Origin of the sequence: Legionella lytica, from assembly GCF_044626755.1 — a bacterium.
In the GTDB taxonomy this organism is placed as follows: Bacteria; Pseudomonadota; Gammaproteobacteria; order Legionellales; family Legionellaceae; genus Legionella; species Legionella lytica_A.
This window is the reverse complement of sequence record NZ_JBGORX010000001.1, coordinates 469,275-486,807: the sequence shown is the minus strand read 5'-3', so window position 1 is coordinate 486,807 and position 17,533 is coordinate 469,275. Positions and strand designations below refer to the sequence as shown.

Below are 17,533 nucleotides of genomic sequence, written 5' to 3'. Positions count from 1 at the left end.
AAAGAGTATAGTAGAAAATTTTTTTAATCTGATATAATTCATCACATTACTCTTACTTAAGAAAACTAATTTATGCTGAGCTATCAACACGGATATCATGCCGGTAATTACGCCGATGTCATTAAACATATTGCGCTAACACGCCTACTAAACTACCTTACCATTAAAGATAAGCCTTTGTTTTATCTTGAAACTCATTCAGGAAGAGGGGTTTATGACTTAAAGAATAAACAAGCCGAAAAAACAGGGGAATACAAACAAGGTATCAAACTAATTTGGCCAGATCATAAAGCTCTCCCGCCAGTTTTTCATAATTACACACACGCTATTGCAGAGCTCAATAAAAATAACGAGTTGAAGCACTATCCTGGTTCCCCCGCTTTAGCGATTAAGAACTTACGTGCCCAAGATCGAATGTATTTTTGTGAGCTCCACCCCGCTGAATTTGAGGCGCTAAGTACCATGCCCTGTTTCAACAAAAAAGTACATTTCAGCGAGACTGATGGGATTGCAGCAATGAATGCATTACTGCCTCCACCTGAAAAGAGAGGTTTAATCTTTATAGATCCCTCGTTTGAAATAAAAGATGAATACAAAACAATTCCTGCAGCAATAAAGCAAGCAGTTGCTCGTTTTTCTACAGGAGTTTATTGCCTTTGGTATCCAGTAGTTGATAGACGGCTTGTTGATAGGCTAGTACGAAACATGAAAGACATTAAGGGCCATAACGCCTTACGTATTGAATTTAATCTAACGATGGCCCCCATGCAGGGAATGTCAGGAGCAGGACTTTGGATAATTAATCCACCCTATACTTTTGCTGAAGAAATGAAAACCGCTCTAGATGCTCTACGCGTTTATTTTAACCCAGGGGTTTCCTCTTACCTTATTGAGACGTATTAACATGACAATTGTCCCTATCTCTGCATTCTCTGATAACTACATTTGGGCGATTATTGATAAAGAGGCAGGGATTTTTGATTGTGTTGATCCTGGCGACGCTCGTCCGGTGTTTCAATTTGCTAAAGAACAGCATTTGCAGCTACGGTCTATTTTATTAACCCACCATCATAATGATCACATTGGTGGCGTTGCCCAGCTCATTCATCAGTCTCCTAACTGTATAGTTTATGGACCTCATGATGCACGTATTCCTTACATCAACCATCATGTAAGTGAGCATCAAACCATAAACGTGGGACGCAATTCTTTTCGTATCCTATCTAATCCCGGACACACCTCCAGCCATATCAGCTATTATGAAGCTCAACATGGGTGGTTGTTTTGTGGCGATACGCTATTTTCAGCGGGTTGCGGCAGAGTATTTGATGGGACAATGGAACAATTACATCGTTCAATGGAGCTATTCAAATCCTTACCTCCAGAGACCGAGGTGTATTGTGCTCACGAATACACCCTGCAAAATTTACGCTTTGCTGAAACAGTAGAGCCTCATAATCAATTTATCCACCTATACATCCAAAAATTACGGGCACAAACGAATCCTTGTACTTTACCCTCAACTATAGAAATGGAGCGATTAATAAATCCTTTTTTACGAACTCAAAGTCCCGAAGTACTAAAGTATGCGCAGTATCATGGGGCTGTCTCTAATAACTCCTTAGATGTTTTTGCAGCACTACGCGAAGCAAAAAATCATTTCAAATAAAAAACAATAGAATCTAATTGAAATCATTGTGTACCAATAAAAGACAAAAAGGGTTTAATCATCGAATAAACTTTAGTACACTGGCAAGCCAATAGTATTCATAGGTAAATACCATTGAAAATAATAATAATAAAAAGATTTTTATTAGGTATTCTCATCTTTTGTGGTATTACCAATACCCATGCTACTTCTGATGTATGGGAAGTACTTCGTGGTGAATTTAAATTAGACCATGAAGTTTCACGGGAGGAAGTCCAAGCCCAAATTCGCTGGCTAATTGCCCATCCAGGCTATTTACAAAAAACCTTCAGTCAGTCCCAACCCTATATCTACCATATCGTTACAGAAATTAAGAAACGAAACTTACCCGGTGAGTTAGCCTTAATCCCTATGATTGAAAGCTCTTTCAACCCCTTTGCTTATTCGGTTGTAGGTGCCGCGGGCTTATGGCAACTCATGCCTGGGACCGGTAAAGATTTTGGAATAAAACAAGACTGGTGGTTTGATGGACGACGCAGCATTGACCATTCAACTGACGCAGCCCTCAATTACCTGGCCTATCTGAATAAATTTTTTGACGGCAATTGGACACTATCTATCGCATCTTATGACGCAGGTGAAGGCACTATTTCACGGGCGATCAAAGCCGCTCAACAAGAGAAACGCAGTCCAAGCTACTGGGACTTATCCATACCCAGAGAAACCCAAATTTATGTACCACGATTGCTCGCCTTTGCAGAGATTGTAAAAAATGCAGAGCAATATAAATTAACAATCCCCCCAATTCCCTATCAGCCTTATTTTCAGGAAGTAAACATTGGTAGTCAAATCGATTTAAACCATGCCGCCAAATTAGCAGGGATTAGTTATCGGGAGTTAATCAAATTAAATCCTGGATACAACCACTGGACTACAGCACCCTATAAACCCTTTAAATTATTAATACCAACAGAGAAAGTACGCCAATTTAATTTAAATCTGGCGAATTTTCCGGAAGATAAAAGAGTGAGTTGGACCAAACACCAGGTACAAGAGGGAGATAATCTAGACTCTATTGCCACTCGATATCATACAACAGTTAATTTAATTAAGCAGTTAAATCAATTAACGACAAATCAAGTCAAAATCAATCAATCCATCTTAATTCCCAGTACGCGTAATGCTCCACTGATGTCCGCCCCCTCTCCCAAGCAAGAAATTGCCTTGGTAAAAACGACCTATTATGGAAAACCGAGCCAACATAATGTGCCAACGCCAGCCCCGACCGCCCCGGCCTCTGCCTTTGCCCCCGCGGTGGGAAGCCACCGCATGATTCATATAGTGCAAATAGCCGATAGCTATCAACGTCTGGAAAAAATGTATGGTGTTAACGCGAACGATATACTGACTTGGAACAAATTATCTAGTGACCAACGTTTACAGGTCGGACAGCAATTAATTATTTGGAAAACAGCAAAGCCTGTAAGACCGTATATAGTTCAAAATGGTGATACCTTGGATGGAATTGCAAAACGTCATAAGCTTCCTGTAAATCAAATTCTTTCATTGAATCCTGGGCTTCAATGGAATACACCTCTATACATTGGACAAAAAATTCTTATCGGATAGGGCCAGCATGACGAGTATTTGGTCTTAGACCAGGACCACCATCAGATTCCTTAGACTGTTCATTTTTAACTAAATAGTTACAAAAATTTTTTATTTCCGGCCTCAACCTTGCGAGAGTGAAATCAAAACTTGTGTTATACTCAAAATAACTTGTTTATAGTATTAATGAATATATGAAATTACTATTTGATTTTTTCCCTATAGTTTTATTTTTTATCGTATATAAACTTTCTAATATATATACAGCCACAGCAGTGGCAATGGTTGCCTCATTAAGCCAGGTAGCGTTCTATCGCTTAAAATTCCAGCACTATGAAAAAATGCACTTAATCAGCCTGGCAATCATTATGGTACTCGGTGGAGCCACCCTCTTTTTCCACAATCCCTGGTTTATTAAATGGAAACCAACCGGCATTTATTGGCTTTCTGCTTTGATATTCTTCAGTTCAAGTTTTATAGGCAGCAAACCATTAATTCAAAAAATGATGGAAGCAAATGTATCACTGCCGTCCAAGATCTGGCATAGACTCAATTTTGCATGGTCTTTATTCTTTATTTTAATGGGTGCGGTCAATATTTATGTTGCCTACCATTACGACACTGATGCCTGGGTTAACTTTAAGTTATTTGGTGGTGTAGGATTTACCCTGCTTTTTGTACTAATCCAAGCGTTTTACCTAACAAAACATATGGACGAAACCGGACTTGAGAAACAATAGGAGCCAGAATGAGACTCTTGCTAGTTGAAGATGACGAATTACTAGGAGATGCTGTAAAAACAGGATTAACCCAGTTTGGTTATATAGTCGACTGGCTCAAGGATGGGGAAGCAGCTCGCGCTGCATTAAAATCAGAATCTTTTGAATTAATTATTCTTGATTTGGGTTTACCTAAATTATCAGGTTTAGGCTTATTACAAAATATTCGTAATGACGGCAACCCTACTCCTGTAATTATTCTCACCGCGCGTGAATCCGTCGAAGACCGTGTTAAAGGCTTAGACAGTGGTGCAGACGACTACTTGATAAAACCTTTTGACTTAAATGAGCTTAGTGCCCGAATCAGAGCGTTGGTTCGACGCTCTCAAGGGCGTGCTGACGCCGTATTACAGTATAAAAATATTACCTTGGACCCCGCCGCTCATTCGGTATTTGTGGATGATGTTCTGGTTAACGTGCCTCGCCGAGAATTTGCGTTACTGCAAAAGTTGTTAGAAAACAGCGGACAGGTTCTATCGCGCGAACAACTGATGCAAAGTATTTATGGCTGGGAAGAAGACGTAGATAGCAACGCACTTGAAGTTCATATTCATAATTTACGTAAAAAGCTTAATGCCAATTTCATTCGCACTATTCGCGGTGTTGGTTATATGGCTGAAAAAAATGATGGTATTGTGGTCTCGTGAAATCGTCTATACGAAAGTTTTTATTATTTAATTTATTACTGGCTATTACGATTACTACTACTTTAACAGCCATTGGTAACTATTATCTTGATCAAAAAGACATTCAAGATCACCTAGATACCTTAATGGCTGTTTCTGCATTATCCTATCAAGCTCTCTTGGGCGATGACCTACATCAACGCCCTCTCGTAAAAATTCAGGAAGCACTGGAAACAATTCCCCAAAAGGTAGACAATTTCTATCAAAAAAGATTTCTAAATGATGAACCACCAGAAAATTACATGGACAAGTTTAATTTTCAGGTATGGACTAATGGTGGAAAATTATTATTACATTCCTCTACCGCACCTAAAATTCCGCTTGCTTCAGAAATTGATGGCTTCAGTGATAAAAAGATTGCCGATCAAGATTGGCGGGTCTTTACCACTTATAATGCAAAAGCCGGAGTTCGCACTGTTTTAGCCGAGCGCTATGATACGCGCAATGAGCTAGGGCATCGTATTGCCCAAGATGATCTTTACATCATGCTACTCACCTTCCCTCTATCAGGATTATTAATCTGGATTATTATTGGACGAGGTTTAGATAGCTTAGATAAGGTTGCGGAAGAAGTCGCAAACCGAGCGCCGAGTCATTTGGAGCCTGTAGATTTACAAGAAGTACCTGAAGAAATAAAACCAGTTATCGACGAATTGAATAAACTATTCTTTAGATTAAAAGAAGGTTTTGAACGAGAAAAACGATTTGCTGCAGATGCCGCTCACGAATTGCGTACCCCTCTTGCTGCCTTGAAAACTCAAGCTCAAGTTGCATTACATACGAATAATATTGAAGAAAAAAATCAAGCGCTACAAAAGTTAATTGCGAGCGTAAACCGCAGTACCCACGTAGTGCAACAGCTACTTACCATGAGCCGCTTAGTTCCTGAAGCTGCACATATGGATGGCCGGGATGAGGTTAATCTAAGTCGTTTAGCTCGTGAAACCTTAGCGATGCTTGCAGCATCTGCCGTAGAAAAACAAATTGATTTAGAATTTGAAACCTCCTCAGAGAGTCTTACAATTCATGGCAACTCAACTGCGATTGGTATATTAATTCGCAACCTCGTAGATAATGCGATTCGTTATTGCAACGAAAATGGGCACATTATTGTTCGTCTTTCTCAACAACAAAACGAAGTGATACTGGAAGTGTGTGATAATGGTCCAGGGATTCCCGCAGAATTGCGAGCTCGTGTGTTTGAGCGCTTCTTCCGTATTCTAGGTAATAAAAGTCCTGGAAGTGGATTAGGGCTGGGCATTGTACAGCAGATTTGCCAATTACATAATGGTCGAGTTGAATTGGATGCCCCGATAACAGGAACTGGACTTATTGTTCGCGTATTTTTGCCGCTTGATGCTAAGAGCATGGTCTGAACCTTTACCAACTATAGAAGTACTAGAGTTTGTGAGGAAAGATTCAACCCCTGTTTCACCTTAACCTATATTGAAGAGTTTCTTAAACACCTTCATATTTGCACTATAGCTTTTCTTTTGACGAATCTGGCCCCCCAAAAGAGGTGCCTAACAAGAGTTATTAGCAAAAAAAGGAAAATGAGTCCCTTAATTTTTAAGGCATCTAATCCATTTATTCAAGAAACTAACGTGCAGCCAATATTTGTAAGGCATCACGAATTAACTGTTCACAACTCTTCGTGCCATCATCGACCTTATTCACGGCCTTCAATGCTTCTTGAGGCTTATAACCTAATGCTTCTAATGCACTCACGGCTTCGTCTTGCCCAAGAACCAAGTTGACCGGTGCCTGTAACGTATCCGCTGGTAAATCGGTAAATTGCTTAATGCTATCACGCATTTCCACCACCAAGCGCTCAGCAGTCTTTTTACCAATTCCGGGTAGCTTAGTTAGAAACGTAGCATTTTCCTGCTTGATGCACTGAATAAATTCGTTAGGCGTTGTACTGGAGAGAATGGCCATCGCCATTTTAGGTCCAACACCATTGACTTTGATTAATGCCCGGAACAATGCCCGTTCTTGCTTATCTAAAAAACCATACAATAACAATGCATCTTCACGAACAACAGTGTGAATGTGTAAGCCGACAGAGCCATTTAGGCAATCTAACTGAAAAAAGGTGTTTAATGAGGTTTCCACATCATAGCCAACCCCTTGGACACTCACCACTAATTTTCCGGGTTGATACTTATCAACTATTTGACCATCAAGCCAGCCAATCATCGTCTTCTTCTCCTTAAACTAACACTGTTGTTACCTATAATTGCAGATAATTTGTCGCGCATATAACTATGGCAGATAGCAATTGCCAATGCATCCGCAGCATCAGTTTGTGGCGCTTTATTTAAGGATAATAAGCTCACCACCATATGCCCTACTTGAGCTTTCTCTGCAGCACCATAGCCAACAACAGTTTGTTTGATTTCTCGTGCAGCATACTCGCTGACCTTTACACGATGTGATGCAGCAGCAACCATAGCCACCCCACGAGCATGTCCTAACTTCAAAGCGGAGCTAGGGTTTTGATGCATAAAGACTTGCTCGATTGCTACCTCTTCAGGACTATAATGATCCATTAATTGGCAAATGCCATCATAGATTTGTAATAGTTTTTGGCTTAACTCAGCCGTAGGTGTAGTGCGAATACAGCCGCTATCAACGTATTCTATTTTCTGGCCTACTTGTCTGATTAAACCATAACCAGTAATTCGTGAACCTGGATCAATACCTAAAATAACAGTCATTAGCTCATTGATTCTAAAATTTTTTCTGAGAATTCAGCATTGCTGTAAACGTCCTGAACATCATCCAAGTCTTCCAACATGTCGATCATTTTCATCAAGCTTTCAGCCGAATCATCATCAATAGGCACTAAGGTTTGAGCACGCATTGTTAATTGAGATTGCTCTACAGCCAGATTCGCATCGCTCAATGCGTTTAAGACACTATGATAGGCTTCTACTGGAGTAATTACTTCAATTTGTCCATCTTCCACGGAAACATCATCTGCACCCGCATCAATAGCAACTTCCATGACTTGGTCTTCAGATACACCTGCAGCCATGAGGATTTCACCTTGGTTAGTGAACAAATAAGCTACAGAACCATCTGTGCCTAAATTACCCCCATTTTTAGTAAATGCATGACGCACTTCAGAAACTGTACGGTTTTTATTATCAGACAAACAATCGACTAATACAGCAACTCCACCCGGGCCATAACCTTCATAACGCATGGCAACCATTGCCTCGCCGTCTAAGCCACCCACGCCGCGTTTAATGGCATTATCAATAGTGTCGCGCTTCATATTTGCAGCAAGAGCTTTTTTAATCGCATCACGTAGTCTTGGATTTGAAGCCTCTTCTGCTCCTCCCATACGTGCTGCAACGGTGATTTCACGAATTAATTTTGTAAATATTTTACCGCGCTTAGCATCTTGAACTCCCTTACGGAATTTAATATTCGCCCATTTACTATGACCTGCCATAACTGACCTCTGACTCGAATTAAATTTGTATGCGATTATACATTCTCTGTTATTAAAAATCTTCATCCTTAATTAGATAATATGCCCTGATAGGAAGGGACTAATGCCATAACATTACGTATTACGACTTCATCTAATATGGGCTACAAAATTGCTTGTTTTCATGGCACACTAACGATTAACGATTATATAAGGAGATAGACAGTGTATCTGCAAGGTTTTGGCAATTATCATCACAGCGAGGCGGTTTCAGGGGCTTTACCAAGTAACCAAAATTCTCCGCAGAACTGTAATTTGGGTCTTTATGCAGAACAACTAAGCGGTACTTCATTTACCCGCCCTCGCCACTTGAATCAGCATAGTTGGCTTTATCGCATACTCCCTTCGGTAGTGCAAGGAAATTACGAGCCTTACAAGGATGAGCTAGTAAAGCCCTACCCTCCGCAGCAATCTCCTAATCCATTACGCTGGTCACCTATTAGTAATGATAATGAGTGTGATTTCATTGAGGGCATGTTTCATCTTGCAGGATCTCACTTAGTAACGACTTATCTTTATCAGTGCAATCGCTCCATGCAGCATAGCTATTTTGCTAATAATGATGGTGAATTGTTATTTGTGCCTTATATAGGGGAAATTAATCTCCACACTGAATTTGGTAAGTTAAATATATGCCCAGGTATGATTGCAGTAATTCCTCGTGGAATTAGATTTAAAGTCGAACTAATCAGTAAAGAAGCGAAAGGCTATCTATGTGAAAATGCGGGTAATCCTTTAACTCTACCGCACTTAGGGCTTATTGGGTCGAATGGTTTAGCGAATCCCCGCCATTTTAAATACCCAACTGCCGCATATGAACAGCAAGTACAAAATGTTACTCTGGTTTGTAAGTATCAAAATAAACTATGGACCGCACCAAGCACTCATTCACCACTTAATGTAGTCGCCTGGCATGGTAACTATGCACCTTATTGCTATGATTTAAGCTTATTTAATACCATTAATACGGTCAGCTTTGATCATCCCGATCCCTCTATTTTTACCGTCCTGACTTCTGAGAGTGATACTCCTGGGGTTGCGAATCTTGATTTCGTTATTTTCCCTCCTCGTTGGATGGTTGCCGAGCATACCTTCAGACCTCCCTATTTTCACCGAAACTACATGAATGAATTAATGGGGCTTATACGTGGCGAATACGATGCGAAAAAAGAAGGTTTTGTGCCTGGTGGTGTGAGCATTCATAATTGCATGACCCCACATGGTCCTGACCAAGTAAGCTATGAAGCGGCTACTGCTAAAAAATTAGAGCCCGAAGCTTATTTAAATACCCTAGCCTTTATGTTTGAAACGCGTGATGTGTGGCAAGTTACAGAGCAAGCAATGGACGCTCAAGAACGACAAAGGAATTATGCTGATTGCTGGCAAGGGTTAAAGCCGACGTTTAAACTGTAGTTCGTAATACAGTTCTATATCTGTAGCAACTGTCTTGAAATGAAATTAAAGACAGTTGCTCCATTTGAAGTGTTTTAGAATAGATCTTCTTGAGTTAAACCTACTTTCTCTAACAGGCCGCGTAGCGTTTTTAAAGCCTCAACCTGAATTTGACGTACGCGCTCACGAGTTAGGTCGATTTCTTTACCCACATCTTCCAATGTTGCTTTTTCAAAACCACGCAAACCGAAACGTCGGGCAATAACTTGCTGTTGGTTTTCAGTTAACTTATCTAAAAGCGATTCAATGTGAAGGCGTAGGTTCTCATTGGTTAATAGCTCTGCTGGATTCACACTATTTTCATCGGCGATAGTATCTAACAACGATTTGTTTTCATCATAACCTATAGGTGTATCAACAGAAGCAACTTTATCATTCAAACCCAAGAGCTTTTGCACATCTTCTAAAGGCTTATCGACCATTTCAGCAATTTCTTCAGGAGAAGGCTCATGGTCTAGCTTTTGAGTAAGCTGGCGCGCTGCTCGCAGGTATACGTTGAGCTCTTTAACCACATGAATGGGCAACCGAATAGTTCTGGTTTGATTCATAATAGCACGTTCTATCGTTTGTCTAATCCACCAAGTGGCATAGGTTGAGAATCTAAACCCACGATTTGGATCAAATTTTTCAACAGACTTCATTAATCCCAGATTCCCTTCCTCAATCAAATCAAGCAAAGGCAGTCCACGGTTAAGATAACGGCGAGAAATTTTAACTACCAGCCGTAAGTTCGATTCAATCATTTTTTTACGTGCTGCCACATCACCTTTTAAGGCAAGCGTGGCATAGTGAACTTCTTCCTCAGCGCTGAGTAAGGGAGAGAATCCAATTTCACTCAAATACAGTTGAGTTGCATCCATCATTTTTATGGCATTTTTGCCGCGACTAAAAGAAGGAAAAGCAGCATCATCCGAAAAATCAGGTAACTCAGATTCTACCTCATCCTTTTCAGTGAGGACCTCCAAATCGTCATCATCCATCAAGAATGTCTCGTCGTCAGTGCTTACCTCAGACAACTCCTCATCCTTAAATTCAGTATCTTTAATTGACTCATCGTCATTTTGCATGATTTCACCCTGTAATGTTTAGCCGTGTTTCTAGAATTTACACCTTTTCAGGCAGTCATCCCATCACGAAATCCCTTAGAACATGACGAGCTGCAACCATATAGTACCTCTATTGTTGCAACAACCACTCATTAAATGTCAACCTTTTTGTAAATAATTCAACGGGTTGACAGGAATACCCGCTTTTCTGATTTCAAAATGTACACCTGTGTACTTACGATCAATGACTCCGGCAATAGCAATCACTTGACCGGCATTTACTCGTTGTCCTTCGGAAACCATAATTCGCGCATTATTGCCGTAAGCGGTTAAAAACTCGTTGTTATGCTTTATAATAATTAAATTACCATAACCTGACAAACCACTTCCAGCATAAGCTACTGTACCACTTGAGGCTGCAATAACTTTATCCCCAGACTTACAAGCAATATTTATGCCTTTTTTACCCTGATCCGGAACAAAAGATGTAACAACGCGTCCACTAACAGGCCATAACCATCCGGAAGCAGAACGAGCATAGCGCCGCGTGGGTGAGTGAACTATCTTAGGTGCGACAATTGGTGCCGGTCGATAGTGCTTAAATTGCGTTACTCGCTGGGGTATGGGTGCTCGACGAACTCCTCCTCGTACATTTAAAACCTGACCAACTCTTAATGAATAAGGAGGAGAAATATGATTTAAACGTGCCAAGCTGCGGTAATCTGTATCATAACGAAATGCAATGGCAAAAAGTGTCTCACCCCGTTGAACAATATGTGTTCCCTGTTGTCGGGAATACGGTCGCCATTTTGACTCAGTTACAGGAGCTAAATTGGACCCACAGCCCACAAGCGCGATTGCCAGAAAAAGACATAAAGATCTTTTGCAAAATGTCAGTATCATGAATTGCCTCAAGCAAATATTTTCAATAAAAATCTGCCGCAAATAGTTCTAAAACGAGGAAAGCTCGTATTCTTCGTCATTCCGTGGAGTCTGCCAGAATACTGGCTTCCGCGGACAAGCCTCGAAACGCTAAGGAAGGCCTGCGCTCTTATCTCATCCAGAATAACATAGCTTACTTCAGAATAATGTCCCTTACTAAAGTATCAAATTAACGCCAGTTAACCAACTGGATAATTGATCAAACATTTTATAATTGGTCATATCCAAATGTAAGGGAGTTATGGAAACATAACCTTCTTTTACTGCGCAAAAATCCGTACCCGGGCCACAATCAGCTGCTTCACCGGGCAAACCAATCCAATAAATAGGACGCCCTCGAGGATCTTGAGACTTCACTAAAGGCTGAGCTCCATGACGAGTTCCTAAACGGGTAACTTGTAGTCCTTTAATTTCATCGATGGGTAAATCCGGCACATTCACATTTAAAATGGTTTGCGATGGCAAACTGTGAGCACTTAATTGGGCTACTAATTGTTTGGCAATATGCGCACCTGTTTCATAATGTTTGATTGTGTCCCCCACCATAGACATGGCGATTGCAGGCAAACCTAAATAGCGCCCCTCCATTGCTGCCGCTACAGTACCGGAATACAGAACATCATCGCCTAAGTTAGCGCCATCATTGATTCCTGAAACAACCATATCAAAACCATTACTTAAAAACCCGGTTAAGGCCAGATGTACGCAATCAGTAGGTGTGCCTTCGACACTGTAATAACCATTCTCTAATTGTTTAACTTTCAAAGGACGACTCAAACTTAATGAGTTACTGGCACCACTGCGATTTCGATCCGGAGCAACCACCTCTATATCCACACAAGTAGACAACTCCCTCGCTAAAATAGTAATTCCTGGAGCATGCACCCCATCATCATTGCTTATTAATACTTTCATTGTTAACTCACTGGGGACTCTAACCATTTAACCACTGCTAAATACTCTTCCAAGTCATGTTTATTTTGAGCAATACTTGCTTGTAATTCTTTGTTATTCGCATCTGCTTTTAATTTCTGCTCTTGAGTGGCGACCGTCTCTTGTAATGCTAAAATCTTATTACCAAAACCTTGTGGGCTTTGTTGTAATTGGTAAGCTAAGCTATTCATTCTTCCGGCAATCTCTTGGATTTGATTACAGGTCATACCTTGGGGCTGGTGTTCTGGGCAACTTTTTATTGCCTGTTGTAATTCATTGGGGTGGGTTTGGTAATAATGTTCATCTTTTTTCATGCAAGATGTTAATCCCAACATGACTAATATTGCCACCAAGTACTTATTCATACTCAACCTCTTGATGTAAACTACAAAAAGTCGATATTATCATCAGATAATCCCTAATTCCATCTTAGTGAGAATTTCCACATGTTAGATTTTAAATTACAACGTGATGAACACACTGGAGAACAATATTTAGAAACCTCTTTGTGCGGAAAACCGTTACTTACCACCCCCCAATTAAATAAGGGGACCGCATTTACCCATGAAGAACGAAGAGCTTTTGGTTTATTAGGTAAGCTTCCCCATCGAGTGGAAACGCTAGATGAACAAGTTAAGCGCGCTTATTTACAATATTCCAGCTACACCACAAGACTGCAGCAAAATATTTATCTAAATAACTTACATGATAAGAATCAGATTTTATTTTATAAATTATTGCATCGTCATCTAGGTGAAATGTTGCCTACTATTTATACACCTATTGTGGGCACCGCGGTAAAACGTTTTAGCCATGAATACAGACAACCTCGAGGATTGTATATTGCGCATTCCGATAAAAATTTAATTGATGAAATTATCGGTAATCGTTCTAATCCAGAAATTGATGTGATTGTGGTCACTGATGGTGAAGGGGTTTTAGGCATTGGCGATCAGGGTATTGGTGGTATGGATATCCCTGTAGCGAAATTGATGGTTTATTGTTTATGTGGCGGCATTAATCCCGTACGTACCCTTCCTGTTTTCCTTGATGCAGGCACCAATAACCAAGACTTATTGAATGACCCTTTATATTTGGGTTGTCGTCATCCACGCATAAGTGGGGCAGCTTATGATGAGTTTATAGCAAGCTTTGTTCAAGCCATTCATAAGCATTTCCCTAATGCCTTTTTACATTGGGAAGATTTTGGCCGCGGTAATGCTCGTCGTATTCTGGATCAATTCCAAGATGAGTTATGTACCTTTAATGATGATATCCAAGGAACGGGGGCCGTTACTTTAGCAGCACTCATGTCTGCTTGTAATGTCACCGGTACCCAACTGAAAGATCAGCGCATTGTCGTTTTTGGAGCAGGATCTGCAGGAACAGGCATCAGTGACCAAATTGTCGATGCCATGATACGTGAGGGCTTAAGTGCAGAAGAAGCATATAAGCGTTTTTGGCTCATTGACAGACAAGGCTTATTACTAAATAACGATGCTGAACTTACTGGAGCACAAAAACCTTATGCTCACGATCCTAATGAGGTTGCCCAATGGCATGCTAAGAAGCAGAACCCATCACTCACGGATACAGTAAGACAGGTTAAACCAACCATTCTTATTGGCTGTTCTGCTCAAGCTGGTGCTTTTTCCCAGGATATTATTGAAGTTATGAGCCAAACTTGTGAACGCCCTATTATTTTCCCTTTATCAAATCCAGATGAAAAATGTGAGGCCAAACCTGAAGATATTTTAGCTTGGAGCCAGGGGAAAGCATTAATAGCAACTGGAACTGCATTTCCTGCTGTTGAGTATCAAAATCGTATGGTGCAAATAGCGCAATGCAATAATGCTTTAGTATTTCCAGGTATTGGCTTAGGGGTACTGGCGGTTAACGCATCAAAATTAACCAATGATATGATTCTTGCGTCGGCAGAAGCCTTATGCCGCTTTGCTCCAAGCATGAAAGATAGTTTCTTGCCCTTACTGCCATCTTTAGATGATGCACAAACAGTGGCTAAAGAAATTGCGATTGCAGTGGCTAAATCCGCAATTGCTTCGGGTCATGCGCAAAAAAATCAAGATGCAGATTTGGAAAAATTAGTTGCCGATATGTTTTGGATGCCAAGATATTTGCCATTTAAGAAGATTTGATTGTGATGCATACGGACTGATTTTAGCTGCCGTCCAGGAAGTCTGTTGCACGCAACTGTCTATTGGTTACATTCCCTTCCACGTCCCACAGCTTGTCCGCAGGACGTGGAAGTATAGAGCAGAACTGCATTGGCAGAGAGATGCACAAGAGTCAGTTGCACAGCCCAATTACTTACTTTACTATTTAACAAAATTAACTTTGATGGTTTTTAAGGTCGCTGTTTTAGGTTCCCAACTACGGCCATATTTAAATTTCAGCTCGGTACTTTTAGGGGCAACACTCCCTTTATTTAACTGAAAAACATAATGCATTTGACCACCCGCACCAACCATGTTCGTTTTAGGTTTCTCATAAGTACTTGAACTTAAGGTTAAAAGAGCATGATCATATTTAACAATTGACCATTGAAACCCGGTGGTGGGATTTGCAGGTAAGTTAATAATCAATTCAGAGGCCTTAGCATTCACCGTCATTGTTTCATCATCTGCATAAGCCATAATTGATATCCCCAAAAGCAGGCAGCTGAGTAATGCCCTCATTCTATTCTCCTTTAGATGCATCTATTGTGAGTTTAGCTTATTTTAAGTAAATCCTAGTTACTTGCAAGTGGGCGAGCACCCTTTTTGACAACAATTTGACTATAAAGGCCAAATTAAATACCATAAGGCGACTTCAATCAGCGGAGACGTTTATGTTTAATGCAGAAGACTGGAAAGATTTAAATTATATTTTTGATTTAAGCGATGAAGAAAACGATCGCAACTATGTTTCTGGTGTTTCAGAACGCGGATTTGAAGTATATACACGAAGGATGAATTTTTTTAAACCCTTCGAAGACAGTCCCGATTTTTTCCGTGACCTATTTACCATATTACGTTGTCCCCTTGCATTTTCAATTGGCTCGGTCATCGCCGCATACAATACCTTGATTGGAGCGATTGCGCTCGCTGGCGACTTATTAATCACCATGGGAAGCCTCATTTTTATGAGTGACGAGGCAGTAGATACTGCTTTGGCAAGCACCGGTGAATCATTGGCTTATGCAGGCACAATGCTTCTTGGTACAGCTATGGGACTTTTATTAGCAGTGCTTAGCATTCCTTACAATACCCTGTCTTTCGCTACCCGTGCATCATCCATGATAATACCTCCGTTAGCTAATTTGTATATAGAACCAGAATCATTCTCGATGATCTAAGCAATTTATCTCTCAAACCCGTATTACAACTACATCTAATACGGGTTACAATTTTTTGAAAAATAAAAGAATTCTATAATTGACGTTTATGCTGATTCACTTAAAATAGATTATTATCAACAGAGCTAATTTTCTTTGCCATAATATATTAAAGAAGTTATCCCTTACATAAGAGATCTTATGTTTGACAAAATTTATAATGCGGCACTGGAAGCCCAAGATGTTTATGAGCTAAATAAGAGCCTCGCAGATACACATATTGATGTACTTGATAGTTCGCCCCCTTATTTTACGCCTGCGGGTAAATTAGCAGCAGGAGGACACTATAAAGCCGCAGAAATGCTACGTAACATTGGAGCCCTGGTTGATCCAATCGCAATGGGCTATGCCTTTGCGGGTACTCATCGAATTGTTGAGGAATATCGCGTAACGCATCGGGCCGATCCCAGCTCTATTGCCATGGGATATGCCCTTGCCGGGGATCATGAAAGCGTCGAGCTCTATCGCGTTAAATGCCAAGCTAATCCAAGTACAATTGTCATGGGCTATGTCCATGCCCATAATGATGAAAAGGTTGAGGAATATCGCCTCCAGTATCGAGCCAATATAAATGCGATTGCCATGGCCTACGCGCAAGCCTGTAATCACAGTAAAGTGGAAGAATATCAAACCCAACATAAAGCCGATATCAAAGCCATTGCTATGGGGTATGCCCTTGCAGGCGAACATAAAAAAGTTAATGACTATAGGGTACAGCACAAAGCCGATGTAAATACTATTGTGATGGGGTATGCACTGGCGGGCAACCACAACAAGGTAGAGGAATATCGCCTCACACATGAAGCCAGCCCCAATGCCATTGCCGTCGGTTATGCTCAAGCGAGTAATGACGCCAAAGTTGAAGAATACCGTTTACACCATGATGCCGATGTCAGTTCAATTGCCATGGGCTATGCACTAGCCAACAATCATGTTCGCGCGGAAGAATACCGCCTATTGTATCGTGCGGACCCAGGCCTGATTGCTATAGGTTATGCGCGCACTGGGAATCATGGGAAAGTAGAAGAGTATCGCCTAAGACACTTAGTTAATCCTGATTTTATTGCTATGGGCTATGCACTCGCAGGCAATCATAACCGAGTGGAATATTATCGTAAGCATTACAGCGCATCGCTGAAAACAATTGCCCAAGGTTATGCCCGTTCTAATGAACCCGTTCCTCGTCTTTATTTTGCCGTAAATATACTCGCCCGACACGGGCCTGCAGGTCACGCAATCATCGATGTTATGCACCGACTAAGAACAGGTCAAGACCGCCGTTGGAATCCCTTTTGGATGAATAGTGGCACCAAATTGGATCATATTATCTATGCTGTTGAGGGTTTAAAATTTAGCGATCGTATTGAAGAACTGATTAATAATCCTAAATCAGAACTTTATATTGCTCTGAACACGCACCGCGCAGCTATTGTTAATCTATTCCGCTGGTTAGGATTTAGCCATGCACGTTCACTTATTTACGTTAAAGAACAACTTTCCAAAATGAAACAAAGAAAATAAAAAAATATCTATCGTTATGCTC

At 40.7% G+C, this 17,533-nt stretch carries 18 protein-coding genes; 10 read left to right on the top strand and 8 right to left on the bottom strand.

The window, feature by feature from the left end; translation table 11 throughout:
* Nucleotides 1-72 precede the first annotated feature (72 nt).
* The 6 genes from ACD661_RS02015 to ACD661_RS01990 all read left to right on the top strand — a co-directional run bounded on the left by ACD661_RS02015 (nt 73) and on the right by ACD661_RS01990 (nt 6,097).
* Nucleotides 73-903, top strand: a complete 831-nt coding sequence (locus ACD661_RS02015; protein WP_400185930.1) for a 23S rRNA (adenine(2030)-N(6))-methyltransferase RlmJ — start codon at nt 73-75, stop codon at nt 901-903.
* 1 nt (nt 904) lies between these two features.
* Nucleotides 905-1,669, top strand: a complete 765-nt coding sequence (gene gloB, locus ACD661_RS02010) for a hydroxyacylglutathione hydrolase (RefSeq protein ID WP_400185928.1) — start codon at nt 905-907, stop codon at nt 1,667-1,669.
* Nucleotides 1,670-1,777: 108 nt separating this feature from the next.
* The gene (locus ACD661_RS02005; protein ID WP_400187204.1) at nt 1,778-3,277 is read left to right on the top strand and encodes a lytic transglycosylase; all 1,500 of its coding nucleotides are present in this window, start codon (nt 1,778-1,780) and stop codon (nt 3,275-3,277) included.
* 173 nt (nt 3,278-3,450) lie between these two features.
* A complete protein-coding gene (locus ACD661_RS02000) occupies nt 3,451-3,996 on the top strand; it encodes a septation protein A (protein ID WP_400185926.1) in 546 nt (181 codons plus the stop codon).
* An 8-nt stretch (nt 3,997-4,004) separates the two neighbouring features.
* The gene (locus tag ACD661_RS01995) at nt 4,005-4,682 is read left to right on the top strand and encodes a response regulator (protein WP_400185925.1); all 678 of its coding nucleotides are present in this window, start codon (nt 4,005-4,007) and stop codon (nt 4,680-4,682) included.
* Nucleotides 4,679-6,097, top strand: coding sequence for an ATP-binding protein (locus tag ACD661_RS01990; RefSeq protein WP_400185923.1), 1,419 nt, complete (start codon nt 4,679-4,681; stop codon nt 6,095-6,097). Before ACD661_RS01995 ends, ACD661_RS01990 begins: the two co-directional genes overlap by 4 nt.
* 223 nt (nt 6,098-6,320) lie before the next feature.
* On the opposite strand, the gene ruvA is transcribed toward ACD661_RS01990, so the two are convergent.
* The 3 genes from ruvA to ACD661_RS01975 are packed head-to-tail and all read right to left on the bottom strand — an operon-like array spanning nt 6,321 to nt 8,184.
* Nucleotides 6,321-6,920, bottom strand: coding sequence for a Holliday junction branch migration protein RuvA (gene ruvA / locus ACD661_RS01985; RefSeq protein WP_400185921.1), 600 nt, complete (start codon nt 6,918-6,920; stop codon nt 6,321-6,323).
* Entirely contained in the window at nt 6,917-7,441 is a 525-nt protein-coding gene (ruvC, locus tag ACD661_RS01980) for a crossover junction endodeoxyribonuclease RuvC (RefSeq protein WP_400185920.1), read from the bottom strand. The genes ruvA and ruvC overlap by 4 nt, the downstream gene beginning before the upstream one ends.
* Nucleotides 7,441-8,184: a YebC/PmpR family DNA-binding transcriptional regulator gene (locus tag ACD661_RS01975; RefSeq protein WP_400185919.1), complete on the bottom strand. Its 744-nt coding sequence runs from the start codon at nt 8,182-8,184 to the stop codon at nt 7,441-7,443. Before ACD661_RS01975 ends, ruvC begins: the two co-directional genes overlap by 1 nt.
* Before the next feature lie 204 nt (nt 8,185-8,388).
* Between ACD661_RS01975 and hmgA the strand changes: the two genes are divergently transcribed.
* A complete protein-coding gene (gene hmgA, locus ACD661_RS01970; RefSeq protein ID WP_400185918.1) occupies nt 8,389-9,636 on the top strand; it encodes a homogentisate 1,2-dioxygenase in 1,248 nt (415 codons plus the stop codon).
* Nucleotides 9,637-9,710: 74 nt separating this feature from the next.
* Here hmgA and rpoS read toward each other — a convergent pair whose 3' ends face one another.
* The 4 genes from rpoS to ACD661_RS01950 all read right to left on the bottom strand — a co-directional run bounded on the left by rpoS (nt 9,711) and on the right by ACD661_RS01950 (nt 12,961).
* Entirely contained in the window at nt 9,711-10,742 is a 1,032-nt protein-coding gene (gene rpoS, locus ACD661_RS01965; protein WP_400185916.1) for an RNA polymerase sigma factor RpoS, read from the bottom strand.
* 138 nt (nt 10,743-10,880) lie between these two features.
* A complete protein-coding gene (locus ACD661_RS01960; RefSeq protein ID WP_400185914.1) occupies nt 10,881-11,624 on the bottom strand; it encodes a peptidoglycan DD-metalloendopeptidase family protein in 744 nt (247 codons plus the stop codon).
* A gap of 195 nt (nt 11,625-11,819) precedes the next feature.
* A complete protein-coding gene (gene surE, locus ACD661_RS01955) occupies nt 11,820-12,578 on the bottom strand; it encodes a 5'/3'-nucleotidase SurE (protein ID WP_400185913.1) in 759 nt (252 codons plus the stop codon).
* Between the two features lie 2 nt (nt 12,579-12,580).
* Nucleotides 12,581-12,961: a hypothetical protein gene (locus ACD661_RS01950; RefSeq protein ID WP_400185912.1), complete on the bottom strand. Its 381-nt coding sequence runs from the start codon at nt 12,959-12,961 to the stop codon at nt 12,581-12,583.
* A gap of 81 nt (nt 12,962-13,042) precedes the next feature.
* Between ACD661_RS01950 and ACD661_RS01945 the strand changes: the two genes are divergently transcribed.
* Nucleotides 13,043-14,752 carry an NAD-dependent malic enzyme gene (locus tag ACD661_RS01945; RefSeq protein ID WP_400185911.1) on the top strand — a complete coding sequence of 570 codons (1,710 nt, stop codon included), beginning with the start codon at nt 13,043-13,045 and terminating at the stop codon, nt 14,750-14,752.
* A 180-nt stretch (nt 14,753-14,932) separates the two neighbouring features.
* Here ACD661_RS01945 and ACD661_RS01940 read toward each other — a convergent pair whose 3' ends face one another.
* Complete coding sequence (locus tag ACD661_RS01940; RefSeq protein WP_400185909.1) at nt 14,933-15,292, bottom strand: protease inhibitor I42 family protein; 360 nt, start codon at nt 15,290-15,292, stop codon at nt 14,933-14,935.
* A 152-nt stretch (nt 15,293-15,444) separates the two neighbouring features.
* On the opposite strand from ACD661_RS01940, the gene ACD661_RS01935 reads away from it, so the two are divergent.
* The gene (locus ACD661_RS01935) at nt 15,445-15,951 is read left to right on the top strand and encodes a hypothetical protein (RefSeq protein ID WP_400185908.1); all 507 of its coding nucleotides are present in this window, start codon (nt 15,445-15,447) and stop codon (nt 15,949-15,951) included.
* 180 nt (nt 15,952-16,131) lie between these two features.
* Nucleotides 16,132-17,511: a hypothetical protein gene (locus ACD661_RS01930; RefSeq protein WP_400185906.1), complete on the top strand. Its 1,380-nt coding sequence runs from the start codon at nt 16,132-16,134 to the stop codon at nt 17,509-17,511.
* Nucleotides 17,512-17,533 lie beyond the last annotated feature (22 nt).